The 17773-nt window shown below is 64.0% G+C and carries 17 protein-coding genes; 11 read left to right on the top strand and 6 right to left on the bottom strand.

Going from position 1 to position 17773, the window contains the following annotated elements:
- Window positions 1–113 precede the first annotated feature (113 nt).
- A complete protein-coding gene (locus J6497_RS23155) occupies window positions 114–1541 on the bottom strand; it encodes an amidase (protein ID WP_225706588.1) in 1428 nt (475 codons plus the stop codon).
- 102 nt (window positions 1542–1643) lie between these two features.
- Between J6497_RS23155 and J6497_RS23150 the strand changes: the two genes are divergently transcribed.
- Entirely contained in the window at window positions 1644–2489 is an 846-nt protein-coding gene (locus J6497_RS23150; protein ID WP_225706587.1) for an alpha/beta hydrolase, read from the top strand.
- Between the two features lie 133 nt (window positions 2490–2622).
- Here J6497_RS23150 and J6497_RS23145 read toward each other — a convergent pair whose 3' ends face one another.
- Complete coding sequence (locus J6497_RS23145; RefSeq protein ID WP_225706586.1) at window positions 2623–3396, bottom strand: SDR family oxidoreductase; 774 nt, start codon at window positions 3394–3396, stop codon at window positions 2623–2625.
- A gap of 173 nt (window positions 3397–3569) precedes the next feature.
- On the opposite strand from J6497_RS23145, the gene J6497_RS23140 reads away from it, so the two are divergent.
- Window positions 3570–4649 (top strand): tartrate dehydrogenase, encoded by a 1080-nt coding sequence (locus J6497_RS23140; protein ID WP_225706585.1) that lies wholly within the window; start codon window positions 3570–3572, stop codon window positions 4647–4649.
- Window positions 4650–4814: 165 nt separating this feature from the next.
- Here J6497_RS23140 and J6497_RS23135 read toward each other — a convergent pair whose 3' ends face one another.
- The 3 genes from J6497_RS23135 to J6497_RS23125 form a co-directional block, all read right to left on the bottom strand.
- Window positions 4815–5726, bottom strand: coding sequence for an NAD(P)-dependent oxidoreductase (locus J6497_RS23135; RefSeq protein ID WP_225706584.1), 912 nt, complete (start codon window positions 5724–5726; stop codon window positions 4815–4817).
- A gap of 30 nt (window positions 5727–5756) precedes the next feature.
- A complete protein-coding gene (locus J6497_RS23130) occupies window positions 5757–7007 on the bottom strand; it encodes a Zn-dependent hydrolase (protein WP_225706583.1) in 1251 nt (416 codons plus the stop codon).
- A gap of 76 nt (window positions 7008–7083) precedes the next feature.
- On the bottom strand, window positions 7084–8001 hold the full coding sequence (locus J6497_RS23125; RefSeq protein WP_225706582.1) for a LysR family transcriptional regulator: 918 nt from the start codon (window positions 7999–8001) through the stop codon (window positions 7084–7086).
- 119 nt (window positions 8002–8120) lie between these two features.
- Here J6497_RS23125 and J6497_RS23120 point away from each other — a divergent pair, with 119 nt between their 5' ends.
- The 6 genes from J6497_RS23120 to J6497_RS23095 all read left to right on the top strand — a co-directional run bounded on the left by J6497_RS23120 (window position 8121) and on the right by J6497_RS23095 (window position 13815).
- Window positions 8121–8939 carry a putative hydro-lyase gene (locus J6497_RS23120; protein WP_225706581.1) on the top strand — a complete coding sequence of 273 codons (819 nt, stop codon included), beginning with the start codon at window positions 8121–8123 and terminating at the stop codon, window positions 8937–8939.
- 158 nt (window positions 8940–9097) lie between these two features.
- Window positions 9098–10342, top strand: a complete 1245-nt coding sequence (locus tag J6497_RS23115) for an ABC transporter substrate-binding protein (RefSeq protein WP_225706580.1) — start codon at window positions 9098–9100, stop codon at window positions 10340–10342.
- A 183-nt stretch (window positions 10343–10525) separates the two neighbouring features.
- A complete protein-coding gene (locus tag J6497_RS23110; RefSeq protein WP_225706579.1) occupies window positions 10526–11407 on the top strand; it encodes a branched-chain amino acid ABC transporter permease in 882 nt (293 codons plus the stop codon).
- Window positions 11407–12399, top strand: coding sequence for a branched-chain amino acid ABC transporter permease (locus J6497_RS23105; protein WP_225706578.1), 993 nt, complete (start codon window positions 11407–11409; stop codon window positions 12397–12399). Before J6497_RS23110 ends, J6497_RS23105 begins: the two co-directional genes overlap by 1 nt.
- The gene (locus J6497_RS23100; RefSeq protein WP_225706577.1) at window positions 12396–13127 is read left to right on the top strand and encodes an ABC transporter ATP-binding protein; all 732 of its coding nucleotides are present in this window, start codon (window positions 12396–12398) and stop codon (window positions 13125–13127) included. The genes J6497_RS23105 and J6497_RS23100 overlap by 4 nt, the downstream gene beginning before the upstream one ends.
- A complete protein-coding gene (locus tag J6497_RS23095; RefSeq protein ID WP_225706576.1) occupies window positions 13111–13815 on the top strand; it encodes an ABC transporter ATP-binding protein in 705 nt (234 codons plus the stop codon). Before J6497_RS23100 ends, J6497_RS23095 begins: the two co-directional genes overlap by 17 nt.
- A gap of 97 nt (window positions 13816–13912) precedes the next feature.
- Here the strand turns inward: J6497_RS23095 and otnC are convergent, their stop codons facing one another.
- Entirely contained in the window at window positions 13913–14569 is a 657-nt protein-coding gene (otnC, locus tag J6497_RS23090; protein ID WP_446479930.1) for a 3-oxo-tetronate 4-phosphate decarboxylase, read from the bottom strand.
- 102 nt (window positions 14570–14671) lie between these two features.
- Between otnC and ltnD the strand changes: the two genes are divergently transcribed.
- From ltnD to otnK, 3 genes are read left to right on the top strand one after another with little or no spacing between them, the layout of a single operon-like run.
- Entirely contained in the window at window positions 14672–15586 is a 915-nt protein-coding gene (gene ltnD / locus J6497_RS23085; RefSeq protein WP_225706574.1) for an L-threonate dehydrogenase, read from the top strand.
- Window positions 15587–15599: 13 nt separating this feature from the next.
- A complete protein-coding gene (gene otnI / locus J6497_RS23080; RefSeq protein WP_225706573.1) occupies window positions 15600–16382 on the top strand; it encodes a 2-oxo-tetronate isomerase in 783 nt (260 codons plus the stop codon).
- Entirely contained in the window at window positions 16379–17656 is a 1278-nt protein-coding gene (otnK, locus tag J6497_RS23075) for a 3-oxo-tetronate kinase (RefSeq protein WP_225706572.1), read from the top strand. The genes otnI and otnK overlap by 4 nt, the downstream gene beginning before the upstream one ends.
- Window positions 17657–17773 lie beyond the last annotated feature (117 nt).

The following is a 17773-nucleotide window of genomic DNA, read 5'->3' as shown; positions in this document are numbered from 1 at the left end:
AGCCGCGAAGCGGCGTCTCGAAGGATGAGGGCACGGTCGGGCCTCATGGTTCGAGACGGCGCTGCGCGCCTCCTCACCATGAGGGGAGAGAGCAGTAGCGCGGAACGGAACGCCTATCTCGGCGCCCTCGGATCGATCGGTGTGGTGCCGCGCACGCCCAGAATATCCTCCAGCACTCTCGCGCCGGCCAATAGCTGCGCCTCGCCGCGCGGCGGCGCCACCACCTGCAATCCGACTGGCAGGCCGGAGGCGGTGAAGCCGCAGGGCAGGGACAGCGCCGGACAACACGCAAGTGTGATCGCATAGACGATGCCGAGCCACTGGACGTAGTTGTCGAATTTCTTGCCGTCGCATTCGGCGACATAGCGGTTCTCGATCGGGAACGGCGCGACGATGGTCGCGGGCGCCAGCAACAGGTCGTAGGTTCCGAAGAATTCGAGTGTGCGTGCCGTCATCGCGACGCGCTGGGCCTCCGCGCGCTCGATCTGTTCGACCGTCAACTTCAAGCCTTCCTCGATGTTCCAGATCACCTCCGGCTTGAGCAGGTCGCGTTTGGTGCGGAGCAGCGCCGCTTTGGTGACCGCGAAGTCGAAAGCGCGCAGCACGTGGAAACATTCATGGGCTTCGCTGAGGTCGGGATGCGCCTCTTCGACGATGGCGCCGGCTTCGGCAAAGCGTTCCGCCGCCTTGCGCGTAACAGCCCTGATTTGCGGATCGACGGGCGTGATGCCGAGGTCAGGCGAATAGGCGATGCGTTTCGGTTTCCTGCCGGAGCGCGTCGCTGAGAGGAACGACGTCGTCGGCGCCGGCAGCGACAGCGGGTCGGCAGCATACTCGCCGCTCATCGCGTCGAGCAGCAGCGCGAGATCCTCGACGTTACGCGCCATCGGACCGTGGACGGTCAGATTGCGATCGATCATGGCGCTCGGCGTGTGAGCGACGCGGCCGATGCTGGGCCGCATTCCGACGATGCCGCAGAAACTGGCTGGATTGCGCAACGATCCACCCATGTCGGTGCCGTGGGCAAGCCACGCCATTCCGGTTGCAAGCGCAACCGCCGCTCCGCCGGAAGAGCCGGCGGCCGAGCGTGATGTATCCCAGGGGTTCAAGGTCGCGCCGAACACTTCATTGAAGGTGTTGGCGCCGGCTCCGAATTCCGGCGTGTTCGACTTGGCGTAGACCACGCCGCCATTCGTCTCCAGATGCGTCACGACGATGTCGGATCGGGTAGCGACGGTGTCCTTGAAGATCGGCGATCCCTGCGTATTGAGCACGCCCTCAACGTTGAAGAGATCCTTGATTGGCACCGGCATGCCGGCGAGCAGGCCGCGCTCGGCGGCCGGCTTCTGCATCAGTGCCTTGGCGTGTTTCCGCGCGCGATCGAAGCACAGGATCGGGAGCGCGTTGACCTTGTCATCGACCTCGGCGATCCGTTTTTCCAGGATATCGAGCAGGTCGAGCGGGGTGACCTCGCCGGTTTGCAATTTGTCGACGATTGTGCAGGCGCTCTCCCGCACCAGGCGTTGGTCCGTCACTTGCATCTCCATTGATTGCAGTTCGTGGCAGCGGAGGAGTAGTGCTCTAGACCATTTTTCGGAAAAGTGAAAACGTGCTGGGGAATAGCTGGAACGGGAGATTTGCTGATGACGATACCCTTCTCGGCGCTCGACTGGCGCGCCATGAGTCAGGAGGAGCGCGACCGCGGCCTCAACAACGGTGCCGCAGTTGCAGGCAGCGGTGATATCGTTGACGGCTGGGGCCGGCGTTCGGCCGAGCTGCGCAAGCGCTATCCCCATCATATCGACCTCCGTTACGGCCCGCGCGAGCGCAACCGCATCGATTTCCTCAAGGCGGGCGAGCGCGCGCCAACGCTGCTGTTCATCCACGGCGGCTATTGGCAGATGCGGTCGAAGGAGTTCTTCACAGTGATGGCCGAAGGGCCGATGGCGCAAGGCATCAATGTCGCGCTGATCGGCTATACGCTCGCGCCGGAGGCGACGCTTGACGACATCGTCGCGGAAATTCATGCCGGCGCCGACTTTCTCGCCAAGCAATTGCCGGCGCTGGGCGCGGCCGACGGCGGGCTCGTCGTGTCCGGCTGGTCGGCAGGCGGGCATCTGACCGCGCTGGCGCTGTCAAACCCGCATGTGCGGGCAGGCGTCGCGATCAGCGGCATCTATGATCTCGAGCCGATCCGGCTGAGCTATCTCAACGTCAAGCTCGGCCTCGACGAGGCCGCCTCCCACCGCAATTCACCGATGCAGCAGTCGGGCGGGCCGCTGAAGCCATTGTCGCTCGTGGTCGGCAGCGCCGAACTGCCGCTCCTGCGCAAGCAGACCGCAGATTTCGCCGGGCATCGCGCCAATCATGGATTGCCGGTGATGTATGAGGAGATTCCCGGCGCCGACCATTTTTCAATCATGAACGAGATCATGTCGCCGAAGGGCCGGATCACGGCGCTGATCCGGCAGTTGTGCGACGGCGACTAGGACCACCCGTCATTGCGAGCCACCGGGTCGGCGCAAAGCGCCGCCCGATGACAGGCTCCGCGAAGCAATCCACGTCTCCGCTTGCAGAGGGATGGATTGCTTCGTCGCTTCGCTCCTCGCAATGACGGTAACATCACCACCCCGCGCTGATGCCGCCATCCACCGTATAGATCACGCCTGACGTATAACCCGCACGGTCGGAAGCCAGGAACGCCATGAGGTCGGCAATCTCGCGCGCGTGGGCGGGGCGGCCGAGCGGCAGGGTCTTCTGGAATTCCTTGTAGCGGTTCTCGTCGCCGAACTGATGTTTGGCGCGGGTCTTGAGCAACGTGACATGCCGGTCGGTGCCGACCGGGCCAGGGTTGATGCCGACGACGCGGATGTTGTCGGCAAGGCTCTTGCTGCCAAGCGCGCGGGTCAGCGCCATCAGCGCGGCGTTGCCGGCGCTGCCGGCGATGTAGTTGGCGTCGAATTTCTCTCCGGCGGCGCCGATATCGTTGATGATCACGCCACCGCCACGCGCCTTCATCTGCGCGTAGATCGCGCGGGTGAGATTGATGTAGCCGAACACCTTGAGTTCCCAGGCGTGCCGCCAGGTCGCCTCATCGATCTTGTCGATGGAGCCGCCGGGGATGTCGCCGGCGTTGTTGACGAGGATGTCGATCTCGGCGGCCTCTTTCGCCAACCGCGCCAGATCCTCCGGCTTGCGCAGGTCGACGACCGACGCGGCGGCATCGATCTGATGGGCCGAGCGTAGGCGATCGGCCAGCGCCTTCAACTGGTCGCCGCTGCGGGCGGCCAGCAGCAGGTTGCAGCCTTCCTCGGCAAAGGCTTCGGCGGCGGCCGCGCCGATGCCCTTGGAGGCGCCGGTGATCAGGACGCGCTTGCCGCGCAGGTGCAGGTCCATGGCAATACTCGCTATGTTGGAGAGATCGCGAAGGGATCGGCAGAATTGGTACGCAACGGGTGGCCCCGCGGTCAACATTGCAGTGCAGCGTTGCGCCGAGGCGAAGTTTGGTCCATTGCAGGGCGCGAGAATAGACGGCACCTCAAGCCGGGCAAATCACAAGGGTGTTCTTCATGGCCAACGCAAAGAAGCAGTATCGGATCGCAGTCATTCCTGGCGATGGCATCGGTAAGGAGGTGATGCCGGAGGGCCTGCGCGTGCTCGAGGCCGCCGCGAAGAAACATGGCGTCGCCGTGCAGTTCGACCATTTCGATTTCGCCTCGTACGACTATTACGAGAAGCACGGCCAGATGATGCCTGACGACTGGAAGGAGAAGATCGGCAAGCACGACGCGATCTATTTCGGCGCGGTCGGTTGGCCGGCCAAGATTCCGGATCATGTCTCGCTGTGGGGCTCGCTCATCAAGTTCCGCCGCGAGTTCGATCAGTACGTCAATCTCCGTCCGGTGCGGCTGATGCCCGGCGTGCCGTCGCCGCTCGCGAACCGCAAGCCCGGCGATATCGATTTCTGGGTAGTGCGCGAGAACACCGAGGGCGAATATTCATCGGTCGGGGGACGGATGTTCCCGGACACCGAGCGTGAGTTTGTGACGCAGCAGACGGTGATGACGCGCATCGGCGTCGAGCGCATCCTGAAATTCGCCTTCGACCTCGCGCAGTCGCGGCCGAAGAAGCATCTGACCTCAGCGACCAAGTCGAACGGCATCTCGATCACCATGCCGTATTGGGACGAGCGCGTGGAAGCGATGGCGAAGAAGTATCCATCCGTGAAGTGGGACAAGTACCACATCGACATCCTGACCGCGAACTTTGTGCTGCATCCGGATTGGTTCGATGTCGTGGTCGGCTCCAACCTGTTCGGGGATATCCTCTCCGATCTCGGCCCTGCGTGCACCGGCACCATCGGTATTGCTCCGTCGGGCAACATCAATCCGGAAGGCGATTTCCCCTCGGTGTTCGAACCCGTGCACGGCTCGGCGCCCGACATCGCCGGACAGGGCATCGCGAACCCGATCGGCATGATCTGGTCGGGCGCGATGATGCTGGAGCATCTCGGCGAGAAGCAGGCATCGGACGCGATCGTCGGCGCGATCGAACGCACGCTCGGCGAACGCACGCTCCGCACCCGCGACCTCGGCGGCAACGCCGACACGGTCGCCTGCGGCAAGGCCGTGGCGGAGATGGTGGGTTGATGCTTCCGCCCGCGCCGCCCTCATCCTGAGGAGCGCGCATCGCGCGCGTCTCGAAGGATGGCCGCAGGCGAGATCGGGGCCTCATGGTTCGAGACGGCGCTGCACGCCTCCTCACCATGAGGGGTTGGCTTTAGTGCGAGGCGGTCACGCTTCGCTTTTCCCACCCTACGACTTCACAATCCGTCGGCAATGCTCCCACGCTGCTTGCAGGAGGTTCTCGCTTGCTTCCGGCGTGCGGAAGGCGGAATGCGCCGAGAGCGTGACGTTGGGCAGCTTCGTCAGCTCGTGATCTGCAGGCAGCGGCTCGATGTTGAAGACGTCGAGACCGGCGTGGCGGATGTGGCCGGACTTCAGCGCATCGATCATCGCAGCCTCGTCGACGATGGCAGCGCGGGCGGTGTTGATGAAGATGACGCCCGGCTTCATCGTGGCGATGCGCTCGCGGGTGATGAAGCCGCGGGTGTCGTCGTTGAGCAGAAGATGCAGCGAGACGACATGGCTCTGCGCGAGCAGCGTGTCGAGATCGACGAAGTCGACGCCCGGACGGTTCTTCGGCGAGCGATTCCAGGCGATCACCTTCATGCCTGAGCCCGACGCAATGCGCGCGACTTCAGCCGCGATGCCGCCGAAGCCGATCAGGCCAAGCGTCTTGCCGGTGAGCTGCATGCCGTCTTCGCGCAGCCAGTTGCCGCCGCGCATCTCGCGGTCCATCTGCGCCAGCACGCGCGCAGAGGCCCACATCAGCGCGATGGCGGATTCCGCGACGGCGGTGTCGCCATAGCCCTTGATCAGATGCACGGAGATGCCGAGCTCGGCGAGTTCCTCCGGATTCATGTAGCTGCGCGCGCCGGTGCCGAGGAACACGACGTGCTTCAGCCCGGTGCACTGCTTAGCGATGTCGGTCGGCAGTGCGGTGTGGTCGACGACGGCGATCTCGGCGCCGTCGAGCATTTTCGGCAGCTGATCGGACGTGACATCCGGATCGCGGTGGATGCGCACCTTGGGATCGCCCGATTTCTCCAGCCGCTCGAAGATCACCGCAAGCGATTCATTGGCGTCGACAAAAACCCCGCGCACTGCACATCTCCGTCTTGCTTGGTGGACCGATCAGGACGCGACGCCGGCGAGTGCCAGCACTGTATGCATCAGCACGTTGGCGCCGGCGGCGCAATCGGGTTGGGTCGCATCCTCGAGCTCGTTGTGGCTGATGCCGTCCTTGCAGGGCACGAACACCATTGCCGCCGGCATCACCGTGTTGAGGTTGCAGGCGTCGTGGCCGGCGCCTGAGGTGATGCGCCGGTGCGAGTAACCGAGTTGCTTGGCGGCATTCTCGACGGCATCGACCAGCTTCGGGTCGAAATGCGTCGGCGGCTTGCGCCAGACGAGGTCGAGTTTGACCTCGACCTTGCGTCGGGCAGCGATCTCAGCGACGGCGGCGCGCAAATCGCGGTCCAGCGCGTCCATGATGGCGGCATCCGCACTGCGGCAATCGATGGTGAAGGCGATTTCGCCAGGAATGACGTTGCGCGAGGGCTTTGCGATCACGGCCTCGCCGATAGTGCCGACCGCGTTCGGCCCGTGTTTCCTGGCGATGTTCTCCATCGCCAGCACGATCTCCGATAAGGTCGCCAGCGCGTCGCGCCGCAGCGGCATCGGCGTCGAACCGGCATGGCTCTCGAAGCCGGTGATCTTGCCGTCGTACCACAGCACGCCCTGGCCAGAATCAACCACGCCGATGGTCTTGTTCTCGGCCTCCAGGATCGGGCCCTGCTCGATATGCAGCTCGACGAAGCCGGAGAACTTTTGCGTGCCGACCGCCGTCGTGCCGCGATAACCGATGCTGTCAAGCGCCTCGCCGACTGTGACGCCCTCGGCGTCCTTGCGCGACAGGATGTCGTCCGTGGTGAAATCGCCGACATAGGCGGCGGATGCCATCATCGCCGGCGCGAAGCGCGAGCCCTCTTCATTGGTCCAGTTGCAGATGCAGATCGGCCTCTCGGTCTCGATGCCGGCATCGTTGAGTGTGCGCACGACTTCAAGCGCGGCGACGGTGCCGAGCACCCCGTCATATTTGCCGCCGGTCGGCTGGGTATCGAGATGCGAGCCTAGCCCGATCGGCGGCTTCGACATGTCGCGGCCCTTGCGCAGGCCAAACATCGAGCCGAGCGCGTCGACATGAACCTCCAGCCCTGCGTCCTCGCAGGCCTTGCGGAACCAGTCGCGGACCTGCTTGTCCTCGACGCTCAACGTCAGCCGCCGCACGCCGCCTTTCGGCGTCGCACCGAATTTCGCGGTTTCGTGAATCGCACCCCAGAGGCGGGCGGAATCGATCTGCAGGTTGGATGCGGCTCGGCTCATGCGCTCGTTCCATTCGTATTCTGTCATTCCGGGGTTCGCCCTTCGGGCGCTCCGGAATGACGGTCGTTCTATTTGTTCAATGACGCGCCGGCAGCGGCTCGTCAACCGACGGGCTCGCTTGCGCGATCTGGTGCGCGAGGTCGGCGACGCGCTCGACCGCGATAATATCGGGGGAGGTGAGCCAGCTTGCGCTGAAGGTGAGCGGCGCCATTTTGATGTCGGTATCAAGCAGTTGCAGCCGTCCGTCGGCGAGTTCGTTCTCGACGATGGCGGAGGGGATCACTGCAATACCCAACCCTTCGATCGCCATGTGGATCACGGTTGCGAGCGATGCGCTGGCGTGCAGCCGGATCGGCGGCAGGTCTGGCCGGTCGAACACGGCGCGTACGGCATCGTAGGGCCTCGTCTTGCGGGGAAAAGTGATGATGGGAAAACGCGCGAGGTCGCGCCGCGGCACCGGGCCATTGCCGAGACCAAGCGCCGGACTCGCCAGAAAGTCGACCGGATAATCGCAGAGTACGCGGCTTTGCACGCCAGCCGCCGACAGCGGTCCGACGACGAAGGCAAGTTCGATCTCTTGCGCGAGCAGCCGCGCGCTCAAATTCGGCGTGATGTCGACCTCGATTTCCAGCGACAGGTTCGGATAGACCTCGTTGACGCTCTTGACGAGGCGCGGCAGCCAGGTGTGCACGATGGTCTCGGCGACACCGAGCCGCAGCACGCCGCGCATCGCCGAGCGGTCGCCGATCTCGGCCATCATCTCGGAGCGCAGGCCGATCAGCTTCTCCGCATAGACCATCATCTGCCGGCCGCTCGGCGTCGGCGAGGCGACCCGATGGTCGCGATTGAGCAGCTTCACGCCCAACTCGCGTTCGAGTTGGGCGATGCGTTGGGAGATCGCCGGCTGGGTGGTGTTGAGCCGCTGCGCCGCCCCGCGAAAGCTTCCGAGCTTGACGACCCAGAGGAACGTTTCGATCGACCTGAAATCAAGCATTCGAAGCTTTTTCCCGTTCGATAAGCAGGATTTATCGAATTCGATTAGAAAGGAAGATTAGACTTTATAGCACGCTTGATGTTGGCTGCGCTTGTTGAGATATTAGGCAGGTCGGTCAAATGACTGTTTTAGCGGCAGTGCAGCAAATCAGCGATAACGACCCCACGCTTTTGAGCCGCGAGGCGCGGTTGGCCTGCCGCAACGGGATGGCTTCGAGCACGGCCGGGGTCGCCAACGGCTTTGTCCAAGGCAACCTCGCCATCCTGCCGGAAAAGTTCGCCGGCGCCTTCCACCGCTTCTGCCAGCTCAACCCGAAGCCGTGCCCGATCATCGGCATGTCTGAGGTCGGCGATTTCAGAATTCCCGCGCTCGGCCTCGACCTCGACATCCGCACCGATGTGCCGCGCTATCGCGTCTGGCGCGACGGCGAGGTGATGGAGGAGCCGACCGACATCATGCAGCACTGGCGCGACGATCTCGTCACCTTTGTGCTCGGCTGCTCCTTCTCCTTCGAAGAAGCGCTGATGGACGAGGGCCTGCCGATCCGCCACATCGAGCGCAATGTGCGGGTGCCGATGTACCGCACCAATATCGCCTGCAGCCCGTCGGGCCCGTTCGCGGGGCCGATGGTGGTGTCGATGCGTCCGTTCAAGCCGGCCGATGCGATCCGCGCGGTGCAGATCACCTCGCGTTTTCCTTCCGTGCACGGCGCGCCGGTGCATCTCGGCCATCCGCACCTGATAGGCGTCAACGACATCGCAAAGCCCGACTATGGCGATCCGGTTCCGGTCGAAGCGGACGAGATTCCGGTATTCTGGGCGTGCGGCGTGACACCGCAGGCGGTAATCTCCAACGCCAAGCTACCATTCGCAATCACGCATGCGCCGGGACTGATGTTGATCACCGATCTCCGGAACAAACAATTGGCGGTGCTCTAGAGCATGATCCGGAAAAGTGGAAACCTCGCGACAAACGCGAAGCGTTTGCGCAGGAAGATCATGCCCGAATAGGCAGCGCCTGCCGTTTCTTGAGGCTTTACCGTAGCCGTCATTCGTTTCATTCGAGAGCTTCGCTTCAATAGGGGGAATTTCCGCAAATGACGATCACTCGCCGTAATGTGTTGCTTGGAGCCACCGCTGCCGCCGCGCTCGCGCCGATCGCTGCACGCGCACAGACCAAGGAAGTTGTGATCGGCGTGATCTATCCGCTGTCGGGCTCAAGCGCCCAGATCGGTGTCGACGCCCAGAAGGCGTTCGAGACCGCAGCGGACATCATCAACAAGAACCACGATTTCAAGCTGCCGCTCGCCCAGGGCGAGGGGCTGCCAGGTCTCGGCGGCGCCAAGATCCGTCTGGTGTTCGCCGATCACCAGGCCGATCCGCAGAAGGGACGCGCCGAAGCCGAACGCCTGATCACGCAGGAGAAAGTCTGCGCGATCATCGGCACCTATCAGAGCGCGGTCGCGGTCACGGTCAGCCAGATCTGCGAACGCTACCAGATTCCGTTCCTGTCGGCCGACAACTCCTCGCCGAGCCTGCATCGCCGCGGCCTGAAATACTATTTCCGCGCCGCCCCGCATGACGAGATGTTCTCGAAGGCGATGTTCGACTTCTTCGACGCCGTGAAGAAGAAGGGCGCCAAGATCGAGACGCTGTCGCTGTTCCACGAGGACACGATCTTCGGCACCGACTCCGCCAACGCGCAGACCATGTTTGCCAAGGAACGCGGCTACAAGATCGTCGCCGATATCAAGTATCGCGCCAACTCGCCTTCGCTCTCGGCGGAAGTGCAGCAGCTCAAGGCCGCCAATGCCGACGTACTGATGCCCTCGAGCTATACCACCGACGGCATCCTCCTGGTGAAGACCATGGCCGAGCTCGGCTACAAGCCGAACGCGATCGTGGCCCAGGACGCCGGCTTCTCGGAGAAGGCGCTGTATGATGCCGTCGGCGACAAGCTCGAAGGCGTGATCTCGCGCGGCAGCTTCTCGCTCGACCTTGCCGAGAAACGGCCGATGGTCGGCTTGATCAACGACATGTACAGGCAGCGGTCGGGCAAGGACTTCAACGACTATTCCTCACGGCAGTTCATGGGCCTGATCGTGATGGCGGACGCCATCAACCGCGCCAAGTCGACCGACGGCGAGAAGATCCGGGAGGCGCTGGTCGCGACCGACATGCCGGGCAACGCCACCATCATGCCCTGGAAGCGGGTGAAGTTTGACGAGATGGGACAGAACAACGACGCCGATCCGGTGCTGCTGCAGTACCTGGGCGGCAAGTTCGTGACGATCTTTCCATTGGACGTCGCCGTGTCCGAAGCCGTGTGGCCGATGAAGTAAGCGGTGCGGGAAAGCATTTCTCTGCGTCGTCCCGGGCAAGCGAAGCGCGACCCGGGACCCATAACCCCAGGGCCTGTGTTCTTGCGATGATTGGCTGTTATCCGTTCAACAGATGCACTTGTGGTTATGGGTCCTGGCCTTCGCCAGGACGACACCGAGTAAAGCATTGACAGGGGTGCAACCGTGCTAACGGCCGAAACCATTATCCAGTCTCTGGCGAGCGGCCTCTTGATGGGGCTGCTCTATGGGCTGATCGCCGTCGGGCTGGCACTGATCTTCGGCCTGATGGACGTCGTGAACTTCGCCCATGGCGAGTTCCTGATGATCGCGATGTACGCGACATTCTTCCTGTTCGCGTTCTTCGCGATCGACCCGTTGTTGTCGGCGCCGCTGGTGGCGGCGACGCTGTTCGTGTTCGGGGCGGTCGTCTATCTGTTGATCGTGCGCTTTGCCGTGCGCGCCAAGGCCAATGCGGGCATGGTGCAGATCTTCTCGACCTTCGGCCTTGCGATCGTGATGCGCGGGCTGGCGCAGTACTTCTTTACGCCTGACTATCGCAGCATCAACACCTCCTGGCTTGGCGGGAAGACCATCTCGATTGGCGGCATCTTCCTCCCCGAACCGCAGCTCGTCGGCGCGCTGGTGTCAATCGCGGCCTTCGCGGGACTCTACTTCTTCATCCACCGCACCGATTTCGGCCGCGCGCTCGAGGCAACGCGTGAGGACGCGGGCGCCGTGGCGCTGGTCGGCATCGACAAGAACCGGGTGTTCGCCCTTGGCTGGGGGCTGGGCGCGGCGCTGGTTGGCCTCGCCGGCGCGATCATGGCGATTTTCTTTTATATCTATCCCGATGTCGGCGCGTCCTTTGCGCTGATCGCCTATGTCACCGTGGCGCTCGGCGGCTTCGGCAGCGTGTTCGGCGCGTTCGCCGGCGGCATCATCGTTGGCCTCGTCGAGGCCACCACCGCGCTGATCCTGCCGCCGTCGCTGAAGTCGGTCGGCATCTACGCGGTCTATCTGCTCGTCGTCTTCATTCGCCCGCGCGGCCTGTTCGGGTCGATGTGATGGACAAGGATTTCGCCAAACGCCGCCGCCGCGAGCTGATCGTCGCCTTCTGCCTTGCGGTCATCGCCGCACTGGTGCCGCTGTTCGTGAAGGACGTTTACGTCCAGAACGTCATGGTGCTGACGCTGATGTATGCGGCGCTGTCGCAAAGCTGGAACATCCTGTCCGGCTATTGCGGGCAGATCTCGCTCGGCCATGCGCTCTATTTCGGGCTCGGTGCCTATACGACCGCGCTGTTGTTCACCAAGTTCGGCGTGCTGCCCTGGTTCGGCATGCTCGCGGGCGGAGTGATCTCGGCGCTGATCGCGATGGCGCTCGGCTATCCCTGCTTCCGCCTGCGCGGACATTACTTCGTCATCGCCACCATCGTGATCGCCGAGATCGGGCTGCTGCTGATCCAGAATTGGGAGTGGGCTGGGGCGGCGCTCGGCATCGATATCCCTGTACGCGGCGACAGTTGGCTGAAATTCCAGTTCACGCGCAGCAAGCTGCCCTATTTCTATTTCGCGCTGGCGCTGGCCTGCGTCGCCTGGTTCGTCACCTGGTGGCTGGAGGATTCCAAATGGGGCTATTGGTGGCGCGCGGTGAAGGACAATCCGGATGCGGCCGAAAGCCTTGGCGTCGTCGTGTTCAATTCCAAGATGGGAGCAGCCGCGGTGTCCGCGTTCCTGGTCGCCGTCGGCGGCAGCTTTTACGCGCAGTTCGTGTCCTACATCGATCCTGAAAGCGTGATGGGCTTCCAGTTCTCGCTGCTGATGGCGCTGCCCGCGGTGCTCGGCGGCATCGGCACGCTGTGGGGACCGTTGCTCGGCGCCGTCATCCTGATCCCGCTGACCGAACTGACGCGGTCGTTCATCGGCGGTTCGGGACGCGGCGTCGACCTGATCGTCTACGGCACGCTGATCGTGCTGATCTCGCTCGCGCTGCCGAGAGGGCTGGTGAGCCTGTTCGCGCGGCCCAAGTTCTTTTGGCGCAAGGCGGCCGTGCGATGACGGCGCTCCTGGAAACCCGCGGGGTGTGGCAGCGATTCGGCGGCCTCGTCGCCAACAGCGACGTCTCGATCTCGGTCGGCCGCGGCGAGATCGTCGGGCTGATCGGCCCTAACGGCGCCGGCAAGTCGACGCTGTTCAACCTGATCGCCGGCGTGCTGCCGCCGACGCAAGGCTCGATCTGGTTCGACGGCGAGGACGTCACGCGACTGCCGGCGGCCGAGCGCTGCCAGCGCGGCATCGGCCGCACCTTCCAGGTCGTCAAAAGCTTCGAGACCATGACGGTCATCGACAACGTTATCGTGGGTGCCTTGATCCGTAATACCGTGATGCGGGTGGCCCGCCGCAAGGCCTATGAGGTGCTGGAGTTCTGCGGGCTCGCCGCGCGCGCCAACGTGCTCGCGAGCGATCTGGTGCCGTCCGAAAAGCGGCGGCTCGAGGTGGCGCGCGCGCTCGCGACTGAGCCAAAACTGTTGCTGCTCGACGAAGTGCTGACCGGCCTGACGCCGGTGGAGGCCAAGACCGGCGTCGAACTGGTGCGCAAGGTGCGCGACACCGGCGTCACGGTGCTGATGGTCGAGCACGTCATGGAGATCGTGATGCCGCTGGTCGACCGCGCCATCGTGCTGGACCTCGGCAAAGTCCTAGTCGAGGGCAAGCCGAACGAGGTCGTCCGCGATCCGAAAGTCATCACCGCCTATCTTGGGGATCGTCATGCTGTCGGTGCATGAAGTCACCACCGCCTATCAGGGGCTGGTTGCCATCTCCGCTGTCTCGATCGAGGTCGCCAAGGGCGAGATCGTCTGCGTCGCCGGCGCCAACGGGGCCGGCAAGTCGACGCTTCTGAAATCCATCGCCGGCGCGGAGCGTCCACGCTCGGGCACCGTCACCTTCGACGGGGCGCGGATCGACGGCAAGCCGCAGCACGTCATCACCGCCGGCGGCATCGCCTACGTGCCGGAGAATCGCCGGCTGTTTCCGCGACTCTCGGTACGTGACAATCTTCGCCTCGGCAGCTATCTCTACCGCGGCGAAGCCAACCGCGACGAGCCGCTGGACCTCGTGTTCAACCTGTTCCCGCGTTTGTCGGAGCGCCTTGAACAGCGCGCCGAAACGCTGTCCGGCGGCGAGCAGCAGATGCTGGCGATCGGCCGCGCGCTGATGACCCGCCCGCGGCTGTTGATGCTGGACGAGCCGTCGCAGGGCATCATGCCGAAACTGGTCGACGAGATCTTCCAGGCGGTCAAGCGCATCCGCGACGCCGGCATGACGGTCCTGATCGTCGAGCAGCGCATGGCCGAGTGCCTGGAAATCGCCGACCGCGCCTACATCCTGCAGACCGGCCGCGTGCTGATGCAGGGGCCGGCAGCGGAGATCAGCACCAATCCCGACGTGCGCAAAGCGTATCTGGGACTTTGATGTCCCCGTCATTGCGAGCGCAGCGAAGCAATCCATCTTTCCGCACGCGTGGAGAGACATGGATTGCTTCGCTGCGCTCGCAATGACGGAAGAGACGTCAGTGACCGTGTTCCGGCAACCTCAGCCCGAACACCTTCGTCAAATCCGCCACCTGCTCGGGCGACAAATAGCGCGGGTTCAGCCCGCGCAGCAGCAGATAGAGTCTTGCGGTCTCTTCCAGCTCCTCCATCGCGAACACGGCGGCTTCCAGCGTGTCGCCCGAAACCACCGGTCCATGATTGGCGAGCAGCACTGACGAATATTTGCCCGCCAGTCCCTTGATCGCGTCGGCGACCGCGGGGTCGCCGGGACGATAATAGGGCACCAGCGCGGTCTGGCGGCATTTCATCACATAATAGGCCGTCAGCGGCGGCAGCGCGGCGCGCGGGTCGATCTCGGGCAGCATCGAGAGCGCCACCGAATGAGTCGAATGCAGGTGCACTACGGCATGCGCTGCGCCGCGGGTCTGGTAGAGCGCGGTGTGGAGCGGCACTTCCTTGGTCGGCGCATCGCCCGAGACTAGCCGGCCATCAGCATCGAGCCGTGACATCCTGGCGGGGTCGAGGAAACCGAGCGAGGCATTGGTCGGCGTCACCAGCCAGCCGCCATCATCTAACCTCACGCTGATATTGCCGGAAGAACCCGGCGTCAGCCCGCGTTCGAACAGCGAGCGGCCGAAGCGGCAGATGTCCTCACGGAGCTTTGTTTCGGTCATGGCAGCCATACCCGTTTCCCGCCTTGTCTCACGCTTTGGCACGGCGGCCAAGCCGTGATAGGCAGGGGCAAGACTTCTAAGAAGCACGTGAGGGACCGCCGCATGCCAGGACAGACCAAACCGCGGGTTGCCGTGATCGGGCTTGGCTCGATGGGATTTGGCATGGCGACCTCGCTGCTGCGCGCAGGCTTTGAGGTGACCGGCTGCGATGTGGCGGAGGACAGCATCGCGCGGTTCGTCCAGGGCGGCGGCAAGGGCGCCAAGACGCCGAAGGAAGCCGCCGATGGCGCCGACATCGTGGTCAGCGTGGTCGTCAACGCCGCCCAGACCGAAACGATCCTGTTCGGTGAACATGGCGTGGCCGGGACGCTGCCGAAGGGATCCGTGTTCGTCTCCTCCGCGACCATGGACCCCGATGTGGCGCGGCGATTGGCAGTCAAGCTTGAGGCGACCGGGCGGCATTATCTGGATGCCCCGATCTCCGGCGGTGCCCAGCGCGCGGCGCAGGGTGAACTCACCATTCTTGCCTCCGGCAGCGCGGCGGCGTTCGCAAAAGCCCGTCCCGCGCTCGATGCGATGGCCGCCAAGCTCTACGAACTCGGCGATGCGGCCGGGCAGGGCGCCGCCTTCAAGATGATCAACCAGCTACTCGCCGGCGTGCATATCGCCGCCGCCTCGGAGGCGATCGCGTTCGCCGCGAAACAAGGCCTCGACATCCGCAAGGTCTATGAGGTGATCACGGCCTCCGCCGGCAATTCCTGGATGTTCGAGAACCGGATGCCGCATGTGCTCGACGGCGACTACACGCCGCGCAGCGCGGTGGAGATTTTCGTCAAGGATCTCGGCATTATCCAGGACATGGCGCGAAATGCAAAATTCCCGGTGCCGGTCTCGGCGGCGGCGCTGCAGATGTTCTTGATGACGGCCGCCGCCGGCATGGGCCGCGATGATGACGCCTCGGTGGCGAGGATGTATGCCCGCGTCACCGGCACCAAGCTGCCCGGCGAAAAAAACTAAAAGAGGACCGTCGATGCCCCGCTTTGCCGCCAATCTCACCATGATGTTCAACGAGGTCCCGTTCCTCGACCGTTTCGAGGCCGCGGCGAAAGCAGGCTTCACTGCGGTGGAGTTCCTGTTTCCCTATGACCATCCGGCGAAGGAGGTTGGCGAGCGGCTCCGCCAAAACGGCCTGACGCAGGCACTGTTCAACCTGCCGCCGGGCGATTGGGCGGCCGGAGAGAAGGGTTTCGCCGCGCTGCCGGACCGGTTCGCCGATCTGCAGGCGAGCCTTTCCACCGCGCTGCCCTATGCGGAGGCGACCGGCATCAAGCGCGTGCACCTGATGGCGGGGATCGCGGACAGGAGCGACAGCAAGGCGGTCGAGGCGTTCTACAAATCCGTCACATGGGCCGCCGAGTTCTTCGCGCCGCACGGCCTCGACGTTGTGATCGAGCCGATCAACCCGCGCAACGTGCCCGGCTATTTCCTCAACGATTTCGGCTTCGCCAGCGACCTGATCAACGAATTGAAGATCCCGAACCTGAAGCTGCAGTTCGATATCTATCATTGCCAGATCATCCATGGCGACGTCACCATGCACCTGCGCGAGATGATGCCGATCACAGGCCATGTCCAGATCGCCAGCATCCCCTCGCGCAACGAGCCTGACGGCGAAGAGCTGAACTATCCGTTCCTGTTCGACGAGCTCGACCGGCTCGGTTATGCCGGCTTCGTCGGCTGTGAATATAATCCGCGCAGCAAGACCACCGACGGCCTCGGCTGGTTCAAGCCTTATGCCGGAGCAAAAGCATGACTTTGGCGCTGGGCTGTATCGCCGACGACTACACCGGCGCCTCCGATCTCGCCAACACGCTGACCCGCGCAGGCCTGCGCACGGTGCAGACCATCGGCGTGCCGTCGGATGATCTCGCTCTGCCCGAGGTCGACGCGGTGGTGGTGTCGCTGAAGAGCCGCTCGATCGAGGCGAGCCAGGCGGTTGCACGCTCGCGTGCAGCGGAGAAATGGCTGCGCGGCCGTGGCGCAGAGCATGTGCTGTTCAAGATCTGCTCGACCTTCGATTCCACCGACGCCGGCAATATCGGCCCGGTGATGGACGCGCTGCGCAAGGATTCCGGCGACAACATCGTGCTGGTCACGCCGGCATTTCCGGAAACCGGCCGCACTGTCTACCAGGGCAATCTGTTCGTCGGCTCGGTGCCGCTGAACGAAAGCCCGCTCAAGGATCACCCGCTCAACCCGATGCATGACTCGAATCTGGTGCGGGTGCTGGCGCGGCAGAGCAGGACCAAGGTCGGCCTGGTCGATCTTGCGACCGTGGCGCGCGGCGCGGATGCCGTTCGCGCGCGCCTTGCCGATCTTGCCGCCGGCGGGTTTGGTGCGGCCATCATCGATGCCGTGTTCGACCGCGACCTCGGCACCATCGGCACTGTGGCGCTGGATCATCGCGTTTCGGTCGGCGCTTCCGGGATCGGGCTCGGACTCGCGCGGGCGCTGGTTGGCTCGGGCAAGATCAGGCCGGAGGCCGCGAGCGCGATAGCCGGGGCGCCGGTCGGGGGACCTGCCGCCTGCCTCGCCGGAAGCTGCTCGCAGGCGACGCTGCAGCAGATCGCTAACGCCGAGCGCAGCATGGCCGTGCTGCATCTCGACCCCGAGCGGATCGTGACCGGCAAGGACGAAGTCCGCCGCGCGCTCGCCTGGGCGCGCGACCGGATCGGCGAGGGCCCGGTGCTGATCGCCAGCAGCGCCACACCGGATGAGGTCTCAGCTCTGCAGTCCCGTCATGGCCGTGATGCAGCCGGGCATGCCATCGAGCAGGCGATGGCCGACCTTGCGGAAGGCCTCGTTGAAGACGGCGTGCGTCGATTGGTGGTCGCCGGCGGCGAAACGTCAGGTGCCGTGGTCGATCGTCTGCGCATTCCAGGCTTCCTCGTCGGCGCGGAGATCGCCGCAGGCGTGCCGGTCCTGCGCGCGGTTGGTGCGAACAAAGGCGAGATGCTGCTTGCTCTGAAATCAGGCAATTTCGGTGGCCCGCAATTTTTCTCCGACGCGCTTGCGCTGATGCGCTGATCGTATCACTCCGTTCATTTGTTGGTGACGGTTTTCGCTTACCGTAACTTTACGGCAGAGCAAATTAACGCGACCGCAGGAAGTTGCGCGGTTTGATCGCCAATACGGCATCCTTCG

It is taken from the genome of Bradyrhizobium cenepequi, assembly GCF_020329485.1.
Taxonomy (GTDB): Bacteria; Pseudomonadota; Alphaproteobacteria; order Rhizobiales; family Xanthobacteraceae; genus Bradyrhizobium; species Bradyrhizobium cenepequi.
The sequence above is the reverse complement of the archived record's forward strand: the minus strand, read 5'-3'. Positions and strand labels throughout refer to the sequence as shown.